The 573-nt window shown below is 72.4% G+C and carries 1 protein-coding gene; it reads left to right on the top strand.

Annotated features, from left to right (window positions below; all coding sequences use genetic code 11):
• Positions 1–573, top strand: a 573-nt coding sequence (locus tag G6017_RS14880) for a glucosyl-3-phosphoglycerate synthase (RefSeq protein ID WP_182618049.1), incomplete at both ends; no start/stop codon positions are given.

The raw sequence follows: 573 nt of genomic DNA, 5'->3' as shown, positions 1-573 counted from the left end.
GCGGATCGGGTCGACCCGATCCGCGACTGGTCCGTGCGACGCACCTACCTGGCCGGAGACTTCCGCTCGGAGGACCTGGTCGCGGCCAAAGCCGGTCGGCGGGTGTCCGTCGTGCTACCCGCCCGGAACGAGGAGTCGACGGTCGGCGTGATCGTCGCAGCGCTTCGGTCCGAACTGGTCGAGCGGGTGCCGCTCATCGACGAGCTGGTGGTGATCGACTCCCACAGCGTCGACGGCACCGCGGAGGTGGCCCGCGCGGCCGGCGCCCGAGTGGTGGCGCAGGGGGACGTGTTGCCCGCGCTGGGGGACGTCCCGGGCAAGGGCGAGGCGCTGTGGAAATCCCTCGCCGCCACCGACGGTGATGTCGTCGTCTTCCTCGATTCCGACCTGCGCGAGTTCGACCCCGCGTTCGCGACCGGACTGCTGGGACCACTGCTCACCGAGCCCGGGGTGGTGTTCTGTAAGGGCGCCTACGAGCGTCCGCTCGACGACGGGCGAACCGTCCTGCCCGCGGGTGGCGGCCGGGTGACCGAGCTCGTCGCCCGACCGCTGTTGGCCGCCCACTGGCCCGCC

The organism is Dietzia sp. B44, assembly GCF_014145245.1.
Taxonomy (GTDB): Bacteria; Actinomycetota; Actinomycetes; order Mycobacteriales; family Mycobacteriaceae; genus Dietzia; species Dietzia natronolimnaea.
This window is presented reverse-complemented; position numbering and strand designations above follow the sequence as displayed.